Origin of the sequence: Candidatus Pantoea deserta (assembly GCF_003813865.1) — a bacterium.
GTDB classification, from domain to species: Bacteria; Pseudomonadota; Gammaproteobacteria; order Enterobacterales; family Enterobacteriaceae; genus Pantoea; species Pantoea deserta.
In genome coordinates, this window is record NZ_RMVG01000006.1 from 40,780 (window position 1) to 64,252 (window position 23,473).

The following is a 23,473-nucleotide window of genomic DNA, read 5'->3' on the forward strand; positions in this document are numbered from 1 at the left end:
AATGTTACAGGTATCAGAACTGAATCAATATTATGGCGGCAGCCACATTCTGCGCGGGCTTTCATTTGACGCTAAGCCCGGTGAAATTACCTGCCTGCTGGGACGCAATGGCGTAGGGAAAACCACGCTGCTGAAGTGTCTGATGGGCGTGATCCCGGCTAAGTCGGGTGAAATCCGCTGGCAGAATAAGATCATTAATACCCTTAAACCGCACCAGCGCGTACAGGCGGGCATCGCCTATGTGCCGCAGGGACGTGAAATTTTTCCACGCCTGACGGTAGAGGAAAACCTGCTGATGGGACTGTCTCGTTTCTCCGGCGGCAAGGCGAAACAGGTCCCCGATGAAATCTACCGCTTGTTTCCGGTGTTGTCGCAGATGAAACTGCGGCGCGGCGGCGATCTTTCGGGTGGTCAGCAGCAGCAGCTGGCGATTGGACGCGCCCTCGCCTGCCGCCCGCAGCTGTTAATTCTTGATGAACCCACGGAAGGCATACAGCCCTCCGTAATCAAAGAAATTGGCGCCGTTATCCGGCAGCTGGCGCAGCGTGGCGATATGGCGATCCTGCTGGTCGAGCAGTTTTATGATTTTGCCGCTGAACTGGCGGGCAACTACCTGGTGATGTCGCGCGGAGAAATCGTTCAAAGAGGAAAAGGCGAAAATATGGAAAGCGAGGGCGTGCGAAATCTGGTCGCGATATAAGCAACCGCAAACGCTACGCGATTAATGAGCAGGGTAAAGGCTGGCTGACTGAGCATCAGGCTATGGCTGAAGCACTGCTCGCCAAACTGGCGTTGTTTGCCCGGCAGAGTGAGACCGTGAATCAGGCAATGTCTGAACAGCGTCAGCCATTTGAACCCTCGGTTATGCAGGCGCTTCACGAGCTGCGTAGTCAGTTGCATCTCAATCATGGCAGTGATGAACAGACGCAGCGACAGGTTGCCGCTATTTTGCAGCAAACGCTGGCTCAGCTGAAAACTGTTAGATCGTGATCTGCGCTAAAAGCGCATTGATATGTGACCTCAATAAGGCCGTTCTGCTACCAATTGTTCCTGCCCTGTCCACAGGCATATCCGTGAAAAGGTATTTAGTTACTCATCGCTAAATACCTCCTTAATGCCGCTGCCAGCTGTTCCGGCCGCAATTTCCAGCCGTACTGTTTTTCACAGGCAACGATAATCGGCTCGCCCTCGGCCAGGGTCACCATATCGGGATGTTCGTGGGAGCCAGCCACGGCGGAATAGCTGGTCTGATGCCGCACTATGGCTGTGATACCGGCATACCCGGTCGCATCCGGCGCAGCGAAATCCAGCTCCCCTTCTCCCAGCTTTGCCAGCCCGTTATTATTATCAATATCTCTCATTCGGCGAGGACGCCGATTCATCATCCTGTGTCGTCACTTGTCTGGTCTGCGCCAGGGCATGAGATGAGCGACGTATTTGTCAATAGTGTCTGTTTAATGCGCGGGGAGCACGCAGCTCAATCAGCTGGAGATAACGGCGCAATCACAGCGCGTAGCGCATTCGCTGGCGGTGCGTTCCGGCAACAATGACGCGCGGCAATGGCGGTCTTCCGCTTTTTGCATGGCATAACACCTGGCTGGCGGCGAGAAAGCGCGCCTGCCACACGGTTTCCCCACCCTGACGGCGCGATTGAATAACCTCAACGTACAAAACCGGGCAGCGGCTTGTTGTTGCTTACGAATAATGGTTGAGTTTATGCGCTGCGTCTGAGGACCACGCCGCGCTAGCGCATACGGCCGAAGGGATAGCAGTCACGTTCGTGCATTCATTACCGAAACGTTTCAACTCCCGACTTGCACACAACCTTACTTTAGTCGGTTATCAAACTGGAAGGGAATCGCCTCTGCCTGATGCGTGATTTCATAGCATTCCGGGTGTTCAGGATTCAGCAGGTAGTTATATTCCACAGGCGACAGGACGCTGGGAACACGCAAGGCGATTGAGCTTTTAGAAAAGATCCAGGCATCACCGTATGCGGCCAGCTCTGGCGGCGCTTCTTCAGCAGCCCAGCGATCTGGCAGTTCATCCATGCTGGCAGCCTGAATAAGCGCATCTGGCACATCAATACGCAACAGGGTGAAATAATCCAGAATGTGGGCCGCATGCAAATGAACCAGCGTCTCCAGCATGGTGAGCGAGGCGGTTTCTGAAAGATACACCATAGAAGTGCCAACGCTGTTCCATCGGCCTCCGGCTTCCTTTGCGCCGTAACCCGTCCAGGCGGTAGAAAGATACTTCGTTTTTGTCAGCCGATAGAGGATCAAGAGTAGACCCCGTGTTCCAGGCGTGTGATTAATTTAATCACTTCATAAGCCCCGGTTTCGGATGCCATTAGCTCGGCGGGCACTTTCCAGCCCAGCGCCTTGTTTGGCTCATTTAACCACTTTTGCGCCTCATCCTTATCTCCTTCGAACAGCTCAACCGCCCGATCGATAACGCGGATGATGCGCACCAGCCGTTCGCTTTGCTCAGCGCTGAATCGTGCTTTTACGCTCCGGCTGAATGTCGTTGACGGAATGCCGGACATTTTGCGCAGGTCGCTTTGCGTTATCTTCGCCCAGTCAACAATCAGGCTGGCAACTTTGCCATCAAGCCCCTGGCTAATCTGCCCCAGCAGCGCCACACCATCAGAATTGTTTAACCCGGCTACCTGCCACAGACGGGGCGGTCTGGCTTTGGTTGAGGATAAGCTGAATGTTTTCATTTCGACCTCCATATGGATATTTAATTATATCCATATGGTAATGCAGCCGCCAGCGGTTAAGCGCAACCTGTTAACCAGACTGGGGCAGAATAGTGGGCGCGACCGGCGATCGTTGCCGGGTTCGTCACAGAGACAGGGAGAGACCTGCGCGGCCCTGATACTGACGATGTTCCTCGAAACATCAGGCATACTGGACTGGCATCCTCAGGTTTACGCCGTGCCGACAACGTCCTTTCCGGCTGCGTATTTCAGAGATAAGGTGTGGCGAGCCATGCGCTTTTACGAAAACAAAAAGTAAGAAGCGCCGATGCGACTGATCGTCCTGCATACGTATTCATTGCGCCATCTGGCTGATAACAGGCTTTGAATTGTCTGCTGCCATAAACTTCTGGCAAGGTCACTGATGCTGAGTAAAGTGATCGACCAGAAGTCATAACAGCTTGCTCGTTTTCCATTGAGTGGCAACGTATGAATATTCAGGCCGCGGCAATAACAGCCTGAATATTCGCATTATTCGTTCAGGTATTACACCTTTCTGAATTTTCGGGTTAGTGGCTTTTCGATTTCCACAATCAAAAACATGACGAAACCTATAATGAACGTAATGACCCAGTAGCGGAAAGGCAGCGATTCCGTACCAAACAGGAGCTGCATGAAAGGGGCATAAATTATCAGCAGCTGTAGCCCTAGCAGAACGGCGCTGACAATCCAGATGCCTTTATTCCTGAGCAACCCTTTATTCAAAGAAAAGCCGTCAGAGACGCGACAATTTAGTAAATAAAACCATTGGGCCGTGACCAGCATCTGCAACAATACCGTGCGGATAAATTCTGCGGAGTAGCCGCGCGGTTGTAGCCAGGCCTCCAGCACAAAGGCGCTAATGGCGATCATCGATCCGACAAAAATCACGCGCCAGATAGCGAAGCCATCCATCACATGCAGCGTTGGGTCGCGTGGCGGACGTTTCATTATATTTTTTTCTCCGGCTTCAAAGGCCAGGCCAAAGGAGAGCGTGGCGGAGGTCGCCATATTCATCCAGAGAATCAAAACGGGCGTAAGCGGGATCAAATTGCCCGCCAGTAAGGCAATAATGATCAGTAACCCCTGCGCAAGGTTAGTAGGCATTATGAACAGAATGGTTTTCTTGAGATTGTCGTAAACCCTGCGCCCTTCTCTGACCGCGCCGGCAATGGTCGCAAAGTTGTCATCCGTCAGGATCATATCCGCTGCTTCCTTGGTGACTTCCGTTCCCTTGATGCCCATCGCAATGCCAACATCAGCCTGTTTCAAGGCCGGCGCGTCATTCACACCATCTCCGGTCATGCCGACGATTTCCCTGTTACGCTGTAACGCCTGCACCAGGCGAAATTTATCCTCAGGGCTGGTCCGCGCGAAAATATCGTAATATTGCGCCGCCTCACTTAACTGCTGTTCATTCATGCTCTCAAGTTCGCGACCGGTAATGGCGGTGCTGGCGTTGCCTATACCCAGCATCTGGCCGATACTCATTGCCGTTTGCGGATGGTCGCCGGTGATCATTTTGACGCGGATACCTGCCTGTAGGCAGTCGCCAATAGCGGAAATGGCTTCAGGACGCGGCGGATCCATCATTCCGGCAATACCTGACAAGATTACGCCCTGTTGTAAATCCTGATGGGACAGCTCAGTCTGCCCGGACGATGCCGGTTTCCACGCGGCCGCGACCATGCGTAATCCCTCGCCCGCGTACTCTTCGATTCTGGCTTCCCACCAGGCCAGGTCAAGTGGCTGCAAGCCGCTTTCTGTTTGCTGTAGCTGACAAAGTCGGAACAATACATCAGGCGCGCCGGTGATAAGAATGCGCTCTTCGTCACCGACACGGTAAAGCGTGGACATATACTTATATTGTGAATCGAAAGGAATTTTGCTTCGCAGCTCTGTGGTGACTTCCGGTAGTCGTCCTTTAGCCGCCAGAACCTTAAGCGCCCCTTCGGTCGGCCCGCCAGTGATTTTCCAGATGCCGTTCTCATCTTTTATCAGCTGACTGTCATTACACAAATCGATAGTGCGTAAATAGCTTTCCAGCATGGAGCCTGGGGCTATTGTCACCGGCGACGCATCATCAATTTTATGCATTGTTCCCACCGGCTCATAGCTGTCGCCCTCAACCCGATAAATATGATCGGCGGTAATCACCACTTTGACGGTCATTTCATTCATGGTCAGGGTGCCCGTTTTGTCCGAGCAAATGATCGTCATTGCGCCCAGCGTTTCCACCGTCGGCAGCTTGCGAATAATCGCCTGCTGCCTGGCCATGGTTTGCACGCCCAGTGACAGAATAATGGAAATAATGGCTGGCAATCCTTCCGGAACGGAAGCAACAGCCAGACTGATCAGTGAAAGCATGAGTTCAGAGACGGGCATATCGCGGAACAGCAAACTAAAGACAAATAATGCCGCCATCATCGCCAGAATAATCAGAAAAATGGCTTTGCCTAGCTTATCCATTTGCACCAGCAGTGGCGTTCGGTGCTTTTCAATATCAGACATCATCTGATTGATGTGTCCCAGCTCTGTATCGCCGCCGGTGGCCACAACGACGCCCTTGCCGCCGCCTGAACTTACGGTGGTGCCGGAGAACAGCATATTGGTGCGATCGCCCAGAGCCAGGTCGCCTGTCAGCGCTGCGGTACTTTTTTCCACTACCGTAGATTCCCCGGTCAGTATCGCTTCCTCAACCCGGAGGTTGTGGGATTCAATGATGCGAAGGTCTGCGGGAATGCGATCTCCGGCACGGATCACGACGATATCCCCTGGCACCAGCGATGTGGTGGGGAGTGTTTCATAATTGCCGGCGCGGACAACGACCGTTTCACTCGAAAGCATATTGCGTATACTTTGCAGGGATTTTTCCGCATTACTCTCCTGAATATGGCCGATCAGTGCATTGACCACCGCCACACCCAGAATCACCAGCGTATCCACCCAGTGCCCCATAACCGCTGTCAGGAGAGCGGCCGCCAGCAGGACATAGATCAAAACATCGTTAAAATGGGCCAGAAAGCGCAGCCATGCGGGTTTGCCGGGTTTTTGCGGTAATGCATTTTCCCCGAACTGATGTAAGCGCGCTGCCGCTTCCGTACTGGTTATACCCTCGGCTGAGCTTGTTGTACGCGTCAGGGTTTCATCAACAGAAAGATGATAGTAGGCTCTTTCCGGTTTATCAGTATTCATCGCTTTCTCCTCAAATCCTGTTTCGGAAATCAAGGCGGTGATATTCCGTTATAAACATACCTGCTTTTGTTACATAGACTTATATCCATGCTTTAGAAGAATCAAAGGCCGGTGATAACTGGAATGCAGAATTGATGCCTGCTCACCATAACTAAACGAGCAAAAATTATTTACGGCATGTAGAGAACTCTAAAAAAATGACGTTATAACCCTAGCACAGGGTGGGCGCATATATTCAATCGCTGATGAAAATATGAGGCGATATAGTCGTCTTAATCAATTAAGCTGAAGATTATTAAAAGTTTTTTGTCGGTAATCCATTCAGGGATTGAGTTTATGACGATTGCAGGTGATGCAGCATAATAAACCGGCCTGGCTAGTTGTTAATTCTGCTATGTGTCAGTAATTGAGGGATAAGCTTTGAGAATTTGATCTGAATTATTAGCTTTAGGTAACTTTACAATTTGTCATTTACGCGGCTATCCTCATCGATAACAAAAATATTCCTGAACGGGTCGCGGATTAAAAACGCGACACTGTTTTTTGCGGCCATATTAATGGGGGCGATAATGCCTGAGTATAGTCTGCTCCGCCTGAGTCTTTACGTTGTGCTAGCGATCGTCACCTGCTCTGCTGTTGGATTGTTCACTTACGCAGTGGTTTCCATGCTGGGAGAATAAAATGCCCACTAATAATAACGGTAATAACTATATCGTTATTAATGAGGATAAAACAGTGATGCGTTATTTTGCTTTTTTTGCCGTTGTTATCTCTATAACAACAGGTTGCGATCAAAAAGAACCGGAACGCACTCTTCCTCCACGCATGGTTAAAGTGGTTGATGTCATGGCTTCAGGACAGGCTCAGCAGCGCATTTTTCCAGCGCGAATCGAGTCCGGTGACGCCACAGAGCTTTCGTTTAAGCGTAGTGGCCAGATTGAATTACTGGCGATCCGACAGGGGACACGCATTGAACAGGGACAACTGATTGCCCGGCTGGTCGCCCGTGAAGCGCAGCAGCGGCTGAATGAGCGACAATCCGCTGCAACTCTGGCTGAGCGTCAATTTTCGCGTTTTCAGACGCTGTCTGGCCGTCAGGCGATCTCCCAGGCGGAGATGGATTTGCAACGTGCAAATCGGGACGCGGCCAGTGCCGCTTTACAGATAGCCCGCGAAGAGTTAAGTCAAATGACATTGACCGCTCCCTTTACGGGTATTGTCGCGACGGTCAATGTCCGTAACCATCAGGTTGTAGCCGCTGGACAAACGATTGCCACGCTAACCCGTACCGATCTGCTTGATGTGGTGTTTAGCGTGCCGGAAAACCTTTTCACCGCGCTGGATATGCGCAATACGCACTATCGCCCGGAAGTGCGTATCAATGCCCTGCCCGGCCAGACATTTTCAGCCGAATATAAAGAGCATACCGGCAGCAGCGACAGCAATACCTTAACCTGGCAGATCATTCTAACCATGCCGCGTCCTGCCGATTTCCCCGCGGTGGGCGGCGTCAGCGGGACCGTAACAGTTAATGTGTCGAACCTGCCCGCCAGTGTTAGCCGTGAGGCGCTAATCGTGCCGACAGAAGCGGTGTTCAACCCAGATAATAGCCCGCGTAACGCACCTCATGTGTGGGTAGTACAAGGTACAGGCGATCGATTGCATCTTGAAGATCGTCAGGTCAGTGTGAGCGATGTCACCGATCAAGGCGTCATTATTACCAGCGGGCTACATGCAGGCGAACGGGTGGTGGCAGCAGGGGTGAATGAACTGCATGCCCAGCAGCCGGTTCGTATCTGGACGCGTGAGCGAGGGCTGTAATGGATATATCACGACAGTTTATCGATAATCCCACTCGTGTCTGGCTGACTATTCTTCTGCTCGGCGTCGGCGGTATTTTTGCCTTGTTTAATATTGGTCGGCTGGAAGATCCGGCTTTTACTATCAAAACCGCGGTCATCGTTACCCACTATCCTGGCGCCGCAGCCCAGCAGGTTGAAGAGGAAGTCACGCTGCCTCTGGAACATGCGCTTCAGCAGTTGCCCTACCTTGATAACGTCACCTCAATATCTTCCAACGGCCTGTCGCAAATTACCGTGAATATTGCCTCCCGCTATCACTCTGACCAGTTGCCGCAAATCTGGGATGAACTACGTCGACGCGTGGATGACGCCGCGCGCGTCTTTCCTCCCGGCGTCGCCGTCCCGTTCGTCAATGATGACTTTGGCGACGTTTACGGCTTTTTCTTCGCCATTTCCGGAGATGATTTTAGTAATCAGGAGCTGGTTCAGTACGCCGAACAGCTTCGGCGGGAACTGGTTCTTGTGCCGGGAGTGGGAAAAGTGGTTATTGGCGGGGCGATCCCCCCACAGATTAATGTTGATGTATCACTGGCGAAGATGGTCGCGCGCGGCATCACTCTGCCTCAGCTCGCCAGCACGCTGAGCCGCCTCAATGTGGTGTCCAGCGCAGGGGAAATCATATCGGGTACGGAGTCGATTCGCCTGCATCCAACCGGCGAATTTGTCACGCTTGATGAGTTACGCGATCTGCTGGTTAGCCCTGTCGGCAGCCCTGCCACGACGCGATTAAGCGATATCGCTACCTTATCTCGTGGGCTTAGTGAATCACCGTCCAGTATCTATCACGCCAACGGACGGCCGGCGCTGACGATGGGGGTTTCATTCATCTCTGGCGTAAACGTCATGAAGGCAGGACACGCGCTGGAAGCCCGGCTCCAGCAGATGTCTGCTGAAAAACCCGCAGGCATCAGCCTCAACCTTTTCTACGACCAGGCGGCGGAAGTCACCCATGCCGTAAATGGCTTCATAATTAATTTTCTGATAGCCCTTGCGATTGTTGTGGGCGTGTTGCTGATATTTATGGGCATTCGCAGCGGGATTATTATCGCGCTGTCGCTGGCTCTTAATGTGCTGGGCACACTGTTGATTATGTACCTTTGGGGAATTGAGCTACAGCGTATCTCGCTGGGAGCATTGATTATTGCGCTCAGTATGCTGGTTGACAACGCCATCGTGATTGTTGAGGGCGCGCTGATTGCGCGCCAGCAGGGTTCATCGCCTGGCGCAGCGCTAGATTATGTTATTCGGCGTTCGGCGCTACCGCTTTTAGGGGCCACCGTTATTGCTATTCTGGCTTTCGCGCCTATCGGTTTATCCCAGGATTCTACGGGTGAGTATTGTAAATCCCTGTTTCAGGTGCTCCTCATTTCGCTGATGCTGAGCTGGTTCTCCGCCCTTACTATCACCCCCGTACTGATCAAATGGGGGCTATTCAGCCAGGCGCGTTCTGTTCAGACTTTGCCGACATCTTCACCCTATCAGGGCGGTTTTTATCGGCTGTATCAGCGCGCGCTGACCGCTTTACTGGCGCAGAAAACCTTAACGCTCTCCATGATGGTGATTTTGCTGGCACTGGCCGTCTGGGGGTTCGGGGCGGTACGACAAAACTTCTTTCCCGCAGCAAACACCCCGATTTTTTTTGTTGATCTCTGGCTGCCTTACGGGACTGACATCAAGTCCACGGAGAAAATAGCCAGCGAGATTGAAAAAAATATTACGGGGCGGAAAGGCGTTGTTGCGACAGTGACGACCGTTGGTCAGGGCAGTATGCGGTTTATCCTGACCTACAATGGACAGCGACAGTATAGTAACTACGCGCAAATCATGGTGCGCATGGACGATCAGCGCAATATTACTGCCCTGACTCGCCAGCTTGATGGCCTGATAGCACGTCACTATCCCCAGGTGAACGCCAGCACTAAGCGGGTTATGTTCGGCCCTTCGGGAGGTAGCGCGATTGAGGTGCGCATTAAGGGCCATGAGCCTGACCAGATGCGGCTGATCGCCAGCCAGGTGGAGAGCATTTTAACCCGCGACCCGGCTACCGACAGCGTGCGACAGGACTGGCAAAACCGTAGTAAAGTCATTCGTCCGCAATATAGTCCGGTTCTCGGGCGTGAGCTGGGCGTAGATAAACAGGACGTCGATAACGCGCTGGAGATGAATTTTACCGGCAGTCGCGTAGGGCTGTATCGTGATGGAGCCGATCTGCTCCCTGTTATCGCCCGACCACCCGACAGCGAACGACAGGATGTCAACCATCTGCAAAACATCCTGGTGTGGAGCCAGAGCCAGCAACGCTATATTCCGCTCAGTAATGTCGTGAGCGGATTTACCCTTGAGTGGGAAGATCCGCTGATTTTGAGACGCGATCGCAGCCGGGTGCTGACTGTCCAGACCGATCCCGATCCGCTGAGTCATGCCACTGCCGCTGACATCCTGGCGCGCGTCAGACCACAGATTGAGCAAATAGCGCTGCCGCATGGTTACAGTATTGAGTGGGGCGGCGACGCCGAGAATGCCAGCGACGCGCAGCAAGGCGTATTTACCACTCTGCCGCTGGGTTATCTTGTGATGTTCACGATCACTATTCTTATGTTCAGCTCACTGAAAAACGCTGTTGCTATCTGGCTGACCGTTCCTCTGGCGCTGATTGGCGTGACGCCGGGATTTTTAATCACCGGCATTTCGTTTGGTTTTATGGCGCTGATTGGGCTATTAAGCCTGAGCGGGATGCTTATCCGTAACGGCATTGTACTGGTGGAAGAAATTGAACAGCAGAAGCAGTCCATGCCACAGCACGACGCCATTCTCTACGCCGCAACGTCACGCTTACGCCCTATTCTGCTGACGGCCTTTACCACAGTGTTGGGTCTGGCACCGTTGCTGCGCGATCTCTTTTTCCAGAGCATGGCGGTGGTGATTATGTTTGGTCTGGGCTTTGCGACAGTACTGACTCTGCTGGTGCTGCCGGTGATTTACGCCTGCTTTCATCCCCAGTCAAAAACCACGCCCGCGCCATGAATGTTACGGGACTCAACCTGATTAAAACGCTGGGGTGTATGTCAGCGGTGACCTTTTTCACGTTGTATAACACCTGGGACCGATACGATTATGACTACCACTGGATTCTGGCGTTTCTTACCTTTGTTTCGACCATCGCCACGCCACTGTTTTTTGTTGTGGCGGGTATCATGGATGCCCGTTCTAATCAGGAACAGGGATGGCAGCTGACCAGAATAATGAATCTGGTGGTCATTTATGTGTTCTGGATGACGGTTTACCTTTTGTGGGAACCCTATCAGCGCGGCTATCTGATTCAGCCGTGGTTTTTCCTCTCTTTCCTGCTGATTTACGGCTTGCATCCTCTGTTTACTCGACTGGCTCAGCTCCGATTACTGTTCTACAGTCTGATCCTGACGTTATTGTTCGTTTCCTATGGCTACGACCTGCTCTCTGTGCTCTATCCGCAGCTCCCTTTCTTTAGTCTGGAACCGCAATATCGTATCTGGACCTGGCTACTGTTTTATTTAACGGGTCAGCTGGCAGGACATCCGCGCATCGCTGACTGGCTCAGCCGCAAAAAAGTGGCGCGTGTTGCCGCGACAGCCCTCCCTTTTATCTATCTGTTTACCTGGTTTTATGAGCAACATTTTTTCTTTGCCGTTTTTAAAGCCGATCGTAATGCTTTTATTCTGACCGGCTCGCAAATATACCTGCTGGTGGTGGCATTAGTGGTGGCGGCCAGTCGCGTGCGTTTTCGTCGCGATGCGCCGGTGAAAGAGAAAGTGTTAGCGGCTATAAGCAAAACCATGACTGGGGTTTATATCCTGCATTACTCTGTATTTCATCTCTTAACCATGTTTATTCCTGTCGCTTCCCTGGGTATTAAACTGGCGCTGCTTATCGTTACCTTTGTTATATCCGTATTACTTTCCCGGTTAATGCTTATCAGCAACCTGCTCAAAAAGGTCATAACTCTTTAAGGCCGTGCTGAAGGCGTCATTGCGCCGGGTGAGAGGGTGGCATACAAAATTCATCAGCCGGATTAAATTGCCTGATTTAGCAGGTGGATCTTATTTGTTTAACATCTGATGGCCCACAGGTCATAACGCCACCAGGCGAAGAGAACATGGCCACGATATCGGATACCGGGAATACAGGTAAGCTGGAGGTTGAAGCTTTGTATCCGGCAGAGAAAAACGGCCGAGCGGCGGGAAAATAACTGGCAAAATCAATGTGCGCCCTGAGGCCAGCGGTGACACCCAGACCGAAAATCCTGTTTAAACTATTCCCAGACCTCACTCAGGCCCTTTTCGCCTGAGCCGGAGAGATAAACACCCTCACGACCATGCACAAAGGCGCAGGGATTCTTCGCATGGTTTATCCTTAAGGACATTGACTGATGCATATGAACAGGGGCGAAAGCTTGCATGGTTTGAAAGCCCACCGGCGTCATGATGCGATCGATATAATCGTTGTTTAGCTGAGGTTATTCTGGCGATGGTATTTTTATCTGTCACCTGTTCGCCATCCGATGACCGGAGAATATGCGCCAATGTACCCGGGTTGGTTAAAATCGCTTACTCCCTTTGCTCAGGGCTTGTTTATGTTAGCGTGCCTGACGCTGGTGTTGCTCGGCCTTTATCTGGCCGCCCCGCTGGTGAACCAGGTGCTGCTGGCGCTGTTTCTCGCCGTTATGCTCGACCCGTTGATCAGCCGTCTGGCGCAGCGCGGTATTCCACGCATCATTTCGTCCCTGTTAATTATTGTCATCATGCTGTTGCTGATCGTTGTTACCATTATGTCACTCAGCGCCTCAGCTCCGGATTTAATACAGCTCAGCCGACAGGCGCCTGGCCTTGTCGCTGCCAGACTGCAAACGCTGACGCAGTCGCTTGGGCAGATGGGCGTGGTATTCACTCCCGATGAACTTTTGAACTTTGTAGATGCCGGGGCCGTGGTGCGTCTGGTGACGACTCAGCTGTCGCTTATTCCCGGCATGCTGTCGTGGTGGTTAATGGTCTTTCTGATGTTACTGTTTATGTTGTATGAGCTTCCAGTGTTCAAACTTATCCTGCGTGCCAGCAGTGCGCGGCATACGGAACTTATCAGCGCGCTGGAAGAAGGCGTTCAGAGCGTCACTGTGTACGTACGGGTAAAAACGCTGACAGGCCTGCTCGGCGGCATTATTGTCTGGCTTGTTGCCAGCTTGCTGGGATTGAAGTTCGCCTTTCTGTGGGGCGTGCTGATGTTTATTCTGAACTACATCCCCGTCCTCGGTTCGTTTCTTGCCGCACTGCCGATGGTGATACAATCCTTTATTCTGTTCAATATGCAAACCAGCCTCCTGGTAGCCGGCTTTTTTGTCGTGCTGAATCTGTCACTGAGCTCTCTGCTTGAACCCTTAATGCTTGGCAGGCGACTTAATATGTCCCTTACCGTACAGCTACTGGCGTTTTTATTCTGGCAGTCGCTGCTTGGCATAACCGGGGCGATTCTGGCTATTCCCCTCACTTATATGCTGAAGAAGGTGTGGCTGGCATTGCATCAACCGATGCGGCAGAGCTGACTTGTGAATTTCAGGGCGAGGTTAAATACAGGAGATTGCAGCCCGCCTGAGAACGTTTTCTCTCAGCCTGGCCTTTGCTACCTTCGCTAATTTTATACAGACAAGGATTTCTCCCTGGCGCATCTGGTCGACTGGATACCGGTCAGCCTGAAAAATAATCCTGCCGTTACACAGATAATTTTATAGCGTGCTGCAGGTTTGCCCGACGGCTGGCATTACCTGTGGGGCGCTGGACGTTACCACGCTGAGCGAAATGAAAGGCCGCTCTGAAAGTCTGGGTTTTGCAAATTAACGGCTTGTCTAAAATCTGAGTGCGTTTCAGACGCGGTATGCGAATCAGCGTTCAGGTTTTTGTCTGATGCTTCCGAATCGATTTCCGTGCAGCTCACTGCCAGACTGGAAAGATGAGTTCTCCTCATCTCTTTATCCGATACGATATAGCCCCCGGCCATCTTCGCTTTTTCCAGATATTTAAAATATCTTTAGCGTCCTTGTGTTTAAACTGATCCGATAATGCCGGGGGTTGATTATCAGGTCTTTTTTTTTCATTACGACCCTGGAAAAAACAGAGGAAGAGTAAAGTACTGAGGCAATGACGACGGTCGAAAAAATGGCGTTATTTCTCGGCAAAGAAAAATACAGATGGGGTATCCGTCACTCCTGGTATCCTGACCGCTGTTTTTTTAATTGCCATTTAGCGTTTACTCATGAGCGCCTTACTCCCGATGTCACTGGCAGGCTGAAGCGCAGGGCTTACAGGCTTACGCGCCGTCCATCGGTCTCAGGCCTCGCCAGGCGCGGCCAACAGACTCTGTGACCATTACGCCGGGAGCAGGCACGAAATCAGTTAGCAGATCGTAAACTCTCTCCATTAACTCCTGACTCGACATGCTTCCCTGATAAGTAAAAACGTCACGCGGAAGCCAGTAACATTTTTCGTCATTATCAGTGATGCTGTGCCGAAATCCACTGTTGTTCATGGCTTCGCGAAGTCGCCGGTAATCCCCTGCTGCGTCGACCTGGCCGCGTAGCTCAATCGAGATGTCATAGACTGGCATAACAAACGTCCTTATGATCTGCTTAAAATTTAAGTTTACTTAAGTTTTGAATTTGCGCCATCTTTCTTGCGTGATTTTCGATGGCGTGCAGGTCAGGTGGTGAGCCGCCCTGCTAAGGAGACGTCCTCGCGGGCGACTGACAGAAGTCTGGCTTTTTCTTTCGCGGGTGATGGATGCTGTGGACGAGGAGAGGGTGACGCGGCTGTGCGGCACCCCTGTGAATCAGAGGGCAGCATGCAGGCAAGCCGCGGCGCGATGGATCGCTTAAGTCATCACGCCGCGCAGAAGCTTAATTAAATACCATCCCGCCATCAATCAGTAACGACTGCCCGGTCATATAGTCGGAGTCAGGACCGGCCAGAAACGAGACGCAGGCGGCGACATCCTCTGGTTCTGAAAGGCGTCCCAGGGTAATGCGTCGGGCAAATTGCTGGGTGCCATACCCGGCTGGTTGACCGGCAGCGGCTGAGATCTGGCGGTCGATGGCGTCCCACATCGGCGTTTTCACAATACCGGGGCAGAAGGCATTCACCGTAATTCCTGCGCCCGCCAGGTCTCTGGCTGCGGTTTGCGTTAGCCCGCGTACCGCAAACTTACTGGAGCTGTAAACGGCCAGCTCTGGATTGCCCGTGTGGCCTGCCTGCGAACAGGCATTGATGATCTTGCCGCCGTGCCCTTCGGCTGCAAATGCCTGAACCGCAGCCTGTATGCCCCAGATCACCCCTTTGACATTGATGTTATACACCCTGTCCACGACCTCTTCGGTGATCTCCGCGATCGGCGTGGAAGGCGCTATGCCTGCATTGTTCACGATCACATCGAAGCCGCCCAGCGCCTGCCTTGCCTCTTCAACGGCGTGAAAAACCTGATCCCGCCGGGCGACGTCGGCCTTTAACGCAATCGCTTTACCGCCTGAGCGGACAATCGTATCCGCCACCTGCTGCGCGGTCTCGGCGTTGTAATCGGTGACCGCTACGGCAAAGCCATCCTGCGCCAGACGCAGCGCAATCGCTGCGCCAATACCCTGACCGGCGCCTGTCACTAAGGCAACGTTAGTTTTCATCCTGTTCTCCTTTCGGTTAAAACCTCAAAGCAGCTGGCTAAGATGCAGCTGCCCCATCAGCAGAGGGTTATCGCTGTAGTCGACCGGAATCGCCACCACTGCCGGACCCGCTACATCCATTGCCCGGCGCAGCGTTGGCTCCAGCTCAGCGGCGCTGTTGACTGAGAAACCGGCGGCCCCGAACGCCTCGGCATAGGCCTTAAAGTCCACCGGACCAAAGTTCACGCCGGAGACGCGCTGATATTTTTTCTCTTCCTGAATGGCCACCATGTTGTAAGCATTATCGACCCAGATAATGTGCAGAATATTGGCCTTCAGCCGGACCGCTGTCTCCAGCTCCATGCTCGACTGTAGAAAACCGCCGTCGCCTGACACGGAAACCACTTTGCGAGACGGATCCACCAGCCAGGCGCCAATCGCCCAGGGCAGCGCTACGCCCATGGTTTGCTGTCCGTTGGAGATCATGATTTGCCGGGCGCGAAAGCTGTAGAGATAGCGGGCTATCCAGATATGAAAGCTGCCCATATCGACCGTCAGGCTGACATCGCTGTTAATAATGTCCTGCATCGCCCGCACGATGCGCAGCGGATGCAGGGCAAACTGCTCCAGGCGGGCGCCCTGCATCGCCAGCAACTGCCGCTGCTGCTGGCGATCTTCCAGGATCGCCGCCGCGGCCTCGCTGAGTTGCAGCGGCGCATCGACCCGTGACGCAATTTTGCGCACCGTCTGCGCGATGTCGCCGACCAGCTCGGCATCAGGCAGATAACGATTATCCGTTTCAGCGGGCAACACATCGATATGCACCAGAATGGCGTTGCCGCTGTTCCACATCGCTGGTTCATACTCCACCGGGCTGTAGCCGATGGTAATGATCAGATCGGCCTGTTGCAGCAGCCGGTCGCCCGCCTGGTTGTTAAACAGGCCGATACGTCCGGCAAAGCGGGAAAAATGCTCTTGCCTGACCGCCCCTGCGGCCTGATAGGTACTGGTGACCGGAATCCGGCTTCTGTTGAGTAACTCATGGATCGCCGCGCTGTTCTCCGGCTGGCTCGCCATCAGGCCCAGCAGAATGACCGGATTTTTAGCGCGGGCGATTTCACGACTCACTGCCTCCACCAGCGCGTCGGGGGCGGCCCCCAGCGTTACGCGCCCTTTGTGCTGTAGCAGACTGCCGGAAACAGGTTGATCGACGATGTCCTGCGGCAGGCTGATAAAGGCGCCGCCGCCTCGTCCATTTTCCGCATGGCGAAAGGCATTAGACACGCACTCTGCCAGCGCCGAAGCATCGGTAACCTCAACGGCAAACTTGGTGACGGGACGAAACATCGACACGGTATCCATACTCTGATGCACCTGCTTTGCGCTGTCTGAACGTTTTACCGCGCCGCCAATCGCCACCACCGGATCGCCTTCGCTCGTTGCCGTCGCCATGCCGGTAACCAGATTGGAGCAGCCTGGGCCGGAGGTCACCAGCGCTACGCCTGCATTACCGGTTAGTCTGCCTACAGCAGCAGCCATAAACGCCGCATTCGCCTCATGACGGACGGGGATTAACTCAATACGCGAATCAACCAGCGAATCGAAGACCCGATCGATTTTTGCGCCCGGAATGCCAAAGACGTGGTTCACGCCTTGCGCTTCCAGCTGCGCCACCACCAGGTCCGCGCCGCTGCGCCATGTTGTCTGGGTTTTAAGCTCTTTCATGGTGACCTCTGTGGTTAGCTTTCAACGGACCGGATGGCTTCATCCAGATTTTCAGGGTGCAAATCGGCTTGCAGAAAGTCGCGATCCTCAGGCAGATCGATCACCAGCTTAGTGATGGCGCCGAAGGACAAGGTGCCCTGCTCCAGCTCGTAGTCGAGGATGTGCCCGCCGCCCTGCCGATCGTCGGTAATAAAGTGCTCGTGATAGCCCGCGACATTGATGCCCTGCATATACTGCGGCGTGCGAAAGCCGATTAGCTCGCCCGCACGGTGGTTGAAATCAAAGGTTGGCTGGTTACCCAGCACTTCGGTCATTGAACGATAAGGGCGGCACTGGCATGGCACGGTACGGGTCTGCACCGAGGCAAAGCGACCGCTGATGCGCAGCGCGCAGAAATGGTTATCTGAGGTAATCACGCTGTCGATTACGCGATGCACTTCCTCTCGCGACGCCGTCTGGCTGAAGTGGTGCTGATGCTCGGGGGTAAAAAAGGTCATGACGGCAAAAGGGGATTGTTGTTCTGGTCGCGCGGCGCGCGCGCTGCCGTCCGAACGCAGCTGATAAACCTGACGATCAAAGGCCACCAGTTCGCCATCGAGCTGATTAAAGGTACCCAGACCAAAATCGCCTTTCCTGAGCAGCGCTTCGACGGTCGTGGAGCCATCATAGACACCATGCAGCAGGGCGCTCATCAGCGAAGTCTGATAGATAACCTTTTCTGCTGATTTATGATGCAGTTTTCTGACGGTATCTTTGAGCTGATCCTCACATGAACAATCAGATACAAAATTACACATATGTTGCCTCGCAAACCGATAGTTAAGCCGTGTTAATATCATGGTGGGCCAGACGGCTTACAGAATCCAATAGCGAAAGCTGCAAACTTCGAGACGTTTTTGATATGGAACTTCGCCATCTGCGTTATTTTGTTGCCGTAGCCGAGACGCTGCATTTCACCCGCGCGGCGGAAATGCTGGGTATATCTCAGCCGCCGCTGAGCCAGCAGATCCAGCGCCTGGAGCATGAGATTGGCACGCCGCTGCTCAGGCGTCTGACGCGGGGCGTCGAGCTGACCGAGGCGGGTCAGGCGTTTCTGCCTGACGCATTAGCCATTGTGCAGATGGCCGAGCACGCGCTGGAGAAAGTTCGCGGCGTAGCGCGCGGCATGAGCGGACAACTATCGCTGGGCTTTGCCAGTTCGCTCGCCTTTGGCGCGCCGGTATTCGAACTTATTCGCCGCTTCAAGGCGCGCTATCCCGCCATGGAGCTGATCACTCGCGAGGAAAATATGGCGCTGCTGATGCAGGATCTTCGCGAGGGGCTGCTGGATGCGGCCTTTATTCGCCTGCCGTGTGAAAGCAGTAAGGCCTTTAATCTCAGAGTGATTGCTACCGAAAGGATGATGGTTGCGCTGCCGGCCAGCCATGCGCTGAGCCAGAGGCCTGCCGTTGCGCTGCCGGAGCTGGCGGAAGAGACGTTGATTATGTTTCCGCGTGAGGTGGCCCCCAGCCTGTATGAGCTGATTGTCAGCACCTGTCTGCGCGCCGGTTTTTCCGCCCGACGCTTTCAGCAGGCGCCACAAATTGCCTCGTCGCTAGGCATGGTGGGCGCAGGCTGCGGCATCGCGCTGGTGCCAGCCTCTATGTGCTGCGTCAGCAACCCCCTGCTGCGGTTTTGTGAAATAGAGAATAATACGCTGTTCACGGACATCGCTTTCGCATGGCGGCGCGATCATCCGGCGAAAACGGTGCTGCATCTGCTGAGTCTGATTAACGAGCGTTAACTGCGGATTGCCGGGAAGTGAGCGGGCAGCCCGATGTTGCTGCCTGCTAGCGCTGTGGCTCACTGGTTACGCTGGATGTGGCGACGACCGCTGGAGGTTCTGCAACAGCGGTTTATACCATCCGAAAGGCGGTGTCCACACTGGCGGTATAAAGGAAAAAGAGCGCGTCTTCCCGTCGCGTAACGGGGGAAACCGGGGTTCAGAGCGCGTTTTAGCGCACGATCGCGCTTCCGGAAAGAAACTACTGCAACACCCTCCCTTCTTGCGCCTGCCAGCAGCGCAGCTCATCTACATTCGTTTAATCATTACCGCTATGCGTTTTTATCATTTAGAAAAAAACCGCGCGGGCCGTTAAATAAATTTCTTTTTGGTTTGTGCAGGCGCAGCCGGACATTAAGTAAATTTAATCAAGAAGGCGCGCTTAAATATCAAGCGGCATGAATGCTTTAAGGATTTATCTTAATGTGTTGATTTATTCCACGCAGTCACAACGCCAGTGATATTCTGATTATATGATTATCCCGTCCAACGCCTTTTCTGATAATCATCTGCTGCTATTTTTTATCAGGGGATTATATGAAGATAATTGTAAGTGGGCAGAGCTACCCTGAAAAGCGAAACATTCTCGTTAATGAGCAACATACCTATGTCGATTTTAAGTATAAAAATGTCTGGCTCTATTTAAATAAAATAAGACAAAAAGCCGTCAAGGCCAATAAATCATTTATCTTTCAGCCTGTCAGTTTCTTAATGCCGGGCAATGTTGAAATCATACATCTTTTTAATGAAGTGGCGCGCACGTCAAAACGCTGGGTTTCCACCTTTGAAACGGAACTTCCCCGCGTGCTTCCCGTGCCCGGCGTGCCTAAGCTCGCTAATCCTGAGCTGAAAAAACAGCTCAGACTGGTCGCCGCGCCACAGTGTGTCGCTATTATCGCGATTTCAGAGGCAACCAGACAAATTCAGCTGAAACTGCTCAGCGCCTTTCCGGAAGAGGCGTCGGCTATCACGCCGAAACTACATAAGCTTCACCCGCCACAGCCCGTACTGTATGAAGGGCAGCGTTCTGCCCAGGAGCGCAAACTCATTTTCACCTTCGCCGGAAATGAATTTTACCGAAAAGGGGGCGCGGAGGTTGTGCTGGCCTTTACCGAACTGGTTAACGAAGGAAAAGTGAGTGCCGAAACCGTTCAGGTTAATTTAATCGGCAACCTTAAGCGCCGATATAATTTTGCCCATGGCCGTTATCAGGATGAAGAGGCGTTTTATCAGAAAATCGAACAACTGCTGAACGCCAGCGCTGTTTTTAACCATGCTGAGTCGCAGCCTAATAATGCGCTTATCGATTTGTTTAAGCGAAGTCATGCAGGACTATTGCCTACGTGGCAAGATACCTATGGTTTTTCCGTGCTGGAAATGCAGGCGTGCGGCTGCCCGGTTATTTCAACTAATGTACGCGCGCTTCCTGAAATTAATCCCCCCGAGGCTGGCTGGATTATTCCGTGTCCATTGAGCGATATGTTTGAACTGACAATTAACTCTGCCAATGACAAAGAGGCGATAAGGCAGCTGATTGTGTCACACCTTAAAACCTGCATTCTGGCGATTTTAGCCGACCGGGAAACCCTGATGCTGCGCTCGCAAGGCGCGCTGAAGCGGATTCGGGACGTTCACGATCCGGCTCGCTTCCGGGAAAAGCTTAACGACATCTACGCGCTCAGCGCAGTGCGCTAAGATGTGGCTCAGACACGGCGGGCAGAGGTGCCGACGCTTCACCGGGGCAAAACGAATGTAGGCAAAACTTTATGGTTGATAAGCGCGGACGCTTCTGAACGGATATTCAAGCCGGGAGCCGCCAGCCCTGAAGGCACAGGGCTGAGAACCCCTGGCAACGTTAAGCCGGTTCGCTGGCAGACGAGCCTGATATCGGCCAGCCTTGCTCTCTCTGGCCGCCTCGTTGCATCTTCAGCTGCCGGTGATAAGGATTATCTTCCTGTCAGCCTGATCCAGCGACGACCTGTCAGCACCGTCAGCGCGACGATGGTCATACCCGCCGCGAGGTGCATGATGAAATCAATCAGATGCAAGTGTGTGTTGTGACACAGCGACAGCAGCACAGAGGACATAAATGCGATGCCGCATCCTGCCAGCGCCAGGCTTTTTGCCGGGCTGAGCGAGCGGGTGCGATGCAGACAGGCCACTGAAATTACCATCATGGGCAGGCTGGCCAGCAGCATAAATAAATAGCAGTGAATGCCTTCGCCAAAGCGTCCAGCGCCTGCGACGGGCTGCGGCAGCGACAAGTTCGCCAGATTTAATGCTAACCATAACAGCGCCAGCCCTGCCAGCCATCGCATTGCCGGCGGCTGGCGTCCGGCGATGCTAAGGGTAAAGGCTCCGGCAATAGCGCCTGTACCCAGAATAAACGCCAGCAGCAGCGCGACCATCGCCATCAGCGCGCCGGTCTGCGACCAGTCCGTATAGCGACTATGCAGTACCCAACTGCTTAGCGCCCCGCACGGCAGTACGGCGGCAACCCATCCCGCCACGCGCCACGCGGTCGGCCAGGTGCGTCTGACCGGTTGCGCCGAGTCGCTGAGCCGATCGATAAAGGAGTCATGATTTCTCATGTTTACTGTTTCCAGATTTACGAAGGTTGAGCATGGCGCGATGCAAAAGCGACTTGACGGCGGAAAGCGAGAGATTCGTTTCAGCCGCCGCCTGAGCCAGGCTCTGTTCACGCAAATGGACCGATTCCACAATCTGCCGCTGCCGCTCCGGCAAACTTCCCAGATAACCGGTTAAGGCCTCCTGACCGGCGCCGGCGTCATTTTGCTCAGCCGGTTGCGCACGCAGGGCCTCTTCATCCTGAACTTCCCGGTTACGTCCACGCTGACGCAGCGCATCGATCGCTCTGGCCGAGGCGATAGCGGCCACCCAGGGCAGCAACGGGCGACGCGGATCGTACGTATGACGAACCCGATGGATCGCCAGCAGCGTGTCCTGAATCACATCCTCAACCAGCGCATCGTCGGCGATTTTTTTGCGCACCAATGCGCGAATGGCCGGAACCATCGCTTTCAATAACTGGTTATAGGCGTCTTTATCGCCAGCCTGCGCGCGGGCCATTAACGCTGGCCAGTGCTGCGCGTGCGCGTCAGCTGCGGGCATCGCCTGGTCCAGCAGGCTGAATGGCCCGATAGGCTAAGGTATTATTCACTGATTACCTGCTCAGGTTTTCTTTTCGTGCCCGGCGGCCTGTTCCAGTGCCGTAATGACAATGCGCGGCGTGAGGACCTGAGGGAGTACGACAGGTTTTCCGCCGTCCGCAGGATAGACCACATAGAGCGGCAAGCCTCCGCGCCCAAAATCACTCAGCGCCTGTTCAACATCCGGATTATATTTTGTGGAATCCGCCACCATGTAAATGGTGCTGGTTCGCGCCATCGCCGACTTCACCGCCTGCGTCGATAAAGACGTCCGATCGTTAACCTGACAGGTAATACACCAGGAGGCGGTGAAGTTAACCAGGACCGGTTTACCCTGCCCTTTAATCGCGTCAACATTCTGCGGCGACCAGGCAACAGCGGCGGCGGCTTCAGCGTTCTCCGCGACGTCTGGGGACGTGGCCACGGTTTTCAGATTCAGCAGCGGCGGCACCATCAGCAGCACCGAAAACGCGGTCGCCAGGTGTAGCATCAGGTGGCGCCGCCCCATCATACGGCGTTTTTGCGCCATGCCATAGAGCCAGGCCGCGAAGCTGAGCAGCAGGCAGCAGCCTAAAATCGCCGCCAGCGCCGCGGAACCCGCCTGACGTTCCAGTACCCAGATCAGCCAGCCAACCGCGCCCAGCATCGGAAACGCCAGGCCCTGTTTCAGCGTGTTCATCCAGGCGCCGGGCGCAGGCAACCTGCGCGCCAGCAGCGGAAAAAAGGAGATCAGCGTAAACGGGGCGGCAAATCCGAGCGCCAGCGCCGTGAAAATTACGCTGCTGACCAGCGGCGGCTGCGTCAGCGCATAGCCGACCGCGCTGGCCATAAAGGGCGCGCTACAGGGGGTCGCTACAATAATCGCTAACGCGCCGGTCAGGGCCGACCCCGCCAGACCGCCGCGATTGCTGCCCACTTCCCCGACGCGTTGCAGCGTCAGCCCGACTTCAAACAGGCCACACAGGTTTAGCGCTGACGCCAGCATCACCAGAATTAACAGCGCAATCACCAGCGGCGACTGTAGCTGAAAACCCCAGCCCACTGACGCCCCGCCCGCTCGCGCCAGCAGCAGCACGGCTACCAGCGCCAGCATGGTGACCAGAACGCCAAGCAAAAACGCCAGCCCTTCAGCGCGGGCATACGCGGGCTTATCGTGATGGCGGAGCAGGCTCAGGGCTTTTAAGGAAATAACCGGGAACACGCACGGCATCAGATTAAGGATAAGGCCGCCCAGAAAGGCGGCGGCAATGGCTGTCAGCATAATAAGCTCACTCAGACAAAGGG

General features: G+C 53.9%; 19 protein-coding genes. 8 read left to right on the forward strand and 11 right to left on the reverse strand.

Features of this window, described 5'->3' with window-relative positions:
- The first annotated feature begins 1 nt into the window (after window position 1).
- Together urtE and BBB56_RS10015 are read left to right on the forward strand one after the other, a co-directional pair.
- Window positions 2-700, forward strand: a complete 699-nt coding sequence (urtE, locus tag BBB56_RS10010; RefSeq protein ID WP_123800813.1) for an urea ABC transporter ATP-binding subunit UrtE — start codon at window positions 2-4, stop codon at window positions 698-700.
- Between the two features lie 62 nt (window positions 701-762).
- Window positions 763-990, forward strand: a complete 228-nt coding sequence (locus BBB56_RS10015) for a hypothetical protein (protein ID WP_123800814.1) — start codon at window positions 763-765, stop codon at window positions 988-990.
- A gap of 95 nt (window positions 991-1,085) precedes the next feature.
- Here BBB56_RS10015 and BBB56_RS10020 read toward each other — a convergent pair whose 3' ends face one another.
- From BBB56_RS10020 to BBB56_RS10035, 4 genes are all read right to left on the reverse strand, one after another.
- Window positions 1,086-1,361, reverse strand: a complete 276-nt coding sequence (locus BBB56_RS10020) for a hypothetical protein (protein ID WP_123800815.1) — start codon at window positions 1,359-1,361, stop codon at window positions 1,086-1,088.
- Window positions 1,362-1,826: 465 nt separating this feature from the next.
- Complete coding sequence (locus BBB56_RS10025; protein WP_123800816.1) at window positions 1,827-2,285, reverse strand: RES family NAD+ phosphorylase; 459 nt, start codon at window positions 2,283-2,285, stop codon at window positions 1,827-1,829.
- Entirely contained in the window at window positions 2,282-2,725 is a 444-nt protein-coding gene (locus BBB56_RS10030; RefSeq protein ID WP_123800817.1) for an Xre family toxin-antitoxin system antitoxin, read from the reverse strand. The genes BBB56_RS10025 and BBB56_RS10030 overlap by 4 nt, the downstream gene beginning before the upstream one ends.
- Window positions 2,726-3,250: 525 nt before the next feature.
- Window positions 3,251-5,938, reverse strand: coding sequence for a cation-transporting P-type ATPase (locus BBB56_RS10035; RefSeq protein WP_123800818.1), 2,688 nt, complete (start codon window positions 5,936-5,938; stop codon window positions 3,251-3,253).
- Window positions 5,939-6,676: 738 nt separating this feature from the next.
- Between BBB56_RS10035 and BBB56_RS10040 the strand changes: the two genes are divergently transcribed.
- The 4 genes from BBB56_RS10040 to BBB56_RS10055 all read left to right on the forward strand — a co-directional run bounded on the left by BBB56_RS10040 (window position 6,677) and on the right by BBB56_RS10055 (window position 13,372).
- A complete protein-coding gene (locus tag BBB56_RS10040; protein ID WP_370661857.1) occupies window positions 6,677-7,759 on the forward strand; it encodes an efflux RND transporter periplasmic adaptor subunit in 1,083 nt (360 codons plus the stop codon).
- Window positions 7,759-10,824 (forward strand): efflux RND transporter permease subunit, encoded by a 3,066-nt coding sequence (locus BBB56_RS10045; protein ID WP_123800819.1) that lies wholly within the window; start codon window positions 7,759-7,761, stop codon window positions 10,822-10,824. The genes BBB56_RS10040 and BBB56_RS10045 overlap by 1 nt, the downstream gene beginning before the upstream one ends.
- Window positions 10,821-11,786 (forward strand): acyltransferase family protein, encoded by a 966-nt coding sequence (locus BBB56_RS10050; RefSeq protein ID WP_123800820.1) that lies wholly within the window; start codon window positions 10,821-10,823, stop codon window positions 11,784-11,786. The genes BBB56_RS10045 and BBB56_RS10050 overlap by 4 nt, the downstream gene beginning before the upstream one ends.
- Window positions 11,787-12,358: 572 nt before the next feature.
- On the forward strand, window positions 12,359-13,372 hold the full coding sequence (locus BBB56_RS10055) for an AI-2E family transporter (protein ID WP_123800821.1): 1,014 nt from the start codon (window positions 12,359-12,361) through the stop codon (window positions 13,370-13,372).
- A 761-nt stretch (window positions 13,373-14,133) separates the two neighbouring features.
- Here the strand turns inward: BBB56_RS10055 and BBB56_RS10060 are convergent.
- The 4 genes from BBB56_RS10060 to budA all read right to left on the reverse strand — a co-directional run bounded on the left by BBB56_RS10060 (window position 14,134) and on the right by budA (window position 17,994).
- Window positions 14,134-14,430: a type 2 periplasmic-binding domain-containing protein gene (locus BBB56_RS10060; RefSeq protein WP_123800822.1), complete on the reverse strand. Its 297-nt coding sequence runs from the start codon at window positions 14,428-14,430 to the stop codon at window positions 14,134-14,136.
- A gap of 289 nt (window positions 14,431-14,719) precedes the next feature.
- The gene (locus BBB56_RS10065) at window positions 14,720-15,493 is read right to left on the reverse strand and encodes a (S)-acetoin forming diacetyl reductase (RefSeq protein ID WP_123800823.1); all 774 of its coding nucleotides are present in this window, start codon (window positions 15,491-15,493) and stop codon (window positions 14,720-14,722) included.
- 24 nt (window positions 15,494-15,517) lie between these two features.
- Complete coding sequence (gene alsS / locus BBB56_RS10070) at window positions 15,518-17,197, reverse strand: acetolactate synthase AlsS (RefSeq protein WP_123800824.1); 1,680 nt, start codon at window positions 17,195-17,197, stop codon at window positions 15,518-15,520.
- 14 nt (window positions 17,198-17,211) lie between these two features.
- Window positions 17,212-17,994, reverse strand: a complete 783-nt coding sequence (gene budA, locus BBB56_RS10075) for an acetolactate decarboxylase (protein ID WP_123800825.1) — start codon at window positions 17,992-17,994, stop codon at window positions 17,212-17,214.
- Between the two features lie 104 nt (window positions 17,995-18,098).
- On the opposite strand from budA, the gene BBB56_RS10080 reads away from it, so the two are divergent.
- A complete protein-coding gene (locus BBB56_RS10080; RefSeq protein WP_123800826.1) occupies window positions 18,099-18,980 on the forward strand; it encodes a LysR family transcriptional regulator in 882 nt (293 codons plus the stop codon).
- Between the two features lie 576 nt (window positions 18,981-19,556).
- Entirely contained in the window at window positions 19,557-20,714 is a 1,158-nt protein-coding gene (locus tag BBB56_RS10085) for a glycosyltransferase family 4 protein (RefSeq protein WP_123800827.1), read from the forward strand.
- Between the two features lie 251 nt (window positions 20,715-20,965).
- Here the strand turns inward: BBB56_RS10085 and BBB56_RS10090 are convergent, their stop codons facing one another.
- Genes BBB56_RS10090 through BBB56_RS10100 form a run of 3 tightly spaced genes read right to left on the reverse strand, consistent with a single transcriptional unit; the run spans window position 20,966 to window position 23,450 of the window.
- Window positions 20,966-21,610 carry an NrsF family protein gene (locus BBB56_RS10090; RefSeq protein ID WP_123800828.1) on the reverse strand — a complete coding sequence of 215 codons (645 nt, stop codon included), beginning with the start codon at window positions 21,608-21,610 and terminating at the stop codon, window positions 20,966-20,968.
- On the reverse strand, window positions 21,597-22,151 hold the full coding sequence (locus BBB56_RS10095; protein ID WP_123800829.1) for a sigma-70 family RNA polymerase sigma factor: 555 nt from the start codon (window positions 22,149-22,151) through the stop codon (window positions 21,597-21,599). Before BBB56_RS10095 ends, BBB56_RS10090 begins: the two co-directional genes overlap by 14 nt.
- A 60-nt stretch (window positions 22,152-22,211) precedes the next feature.
- The gene (locus BBB56_RS10100; RefSeq protein ID WP_123800830.1) at window positions 22,212-23,450 is read right to left on the reverse strand and encodes a protein-disulfide reductase DsbD family protein; all 1,239 of its coding nucleotides are present in this window, start codon (window positions 23,448-23,450) and stop codon (window positions 22,212-22,214) included.
- Window positions 23,451-23,473 lie beyond the last annotated feature (23 nt).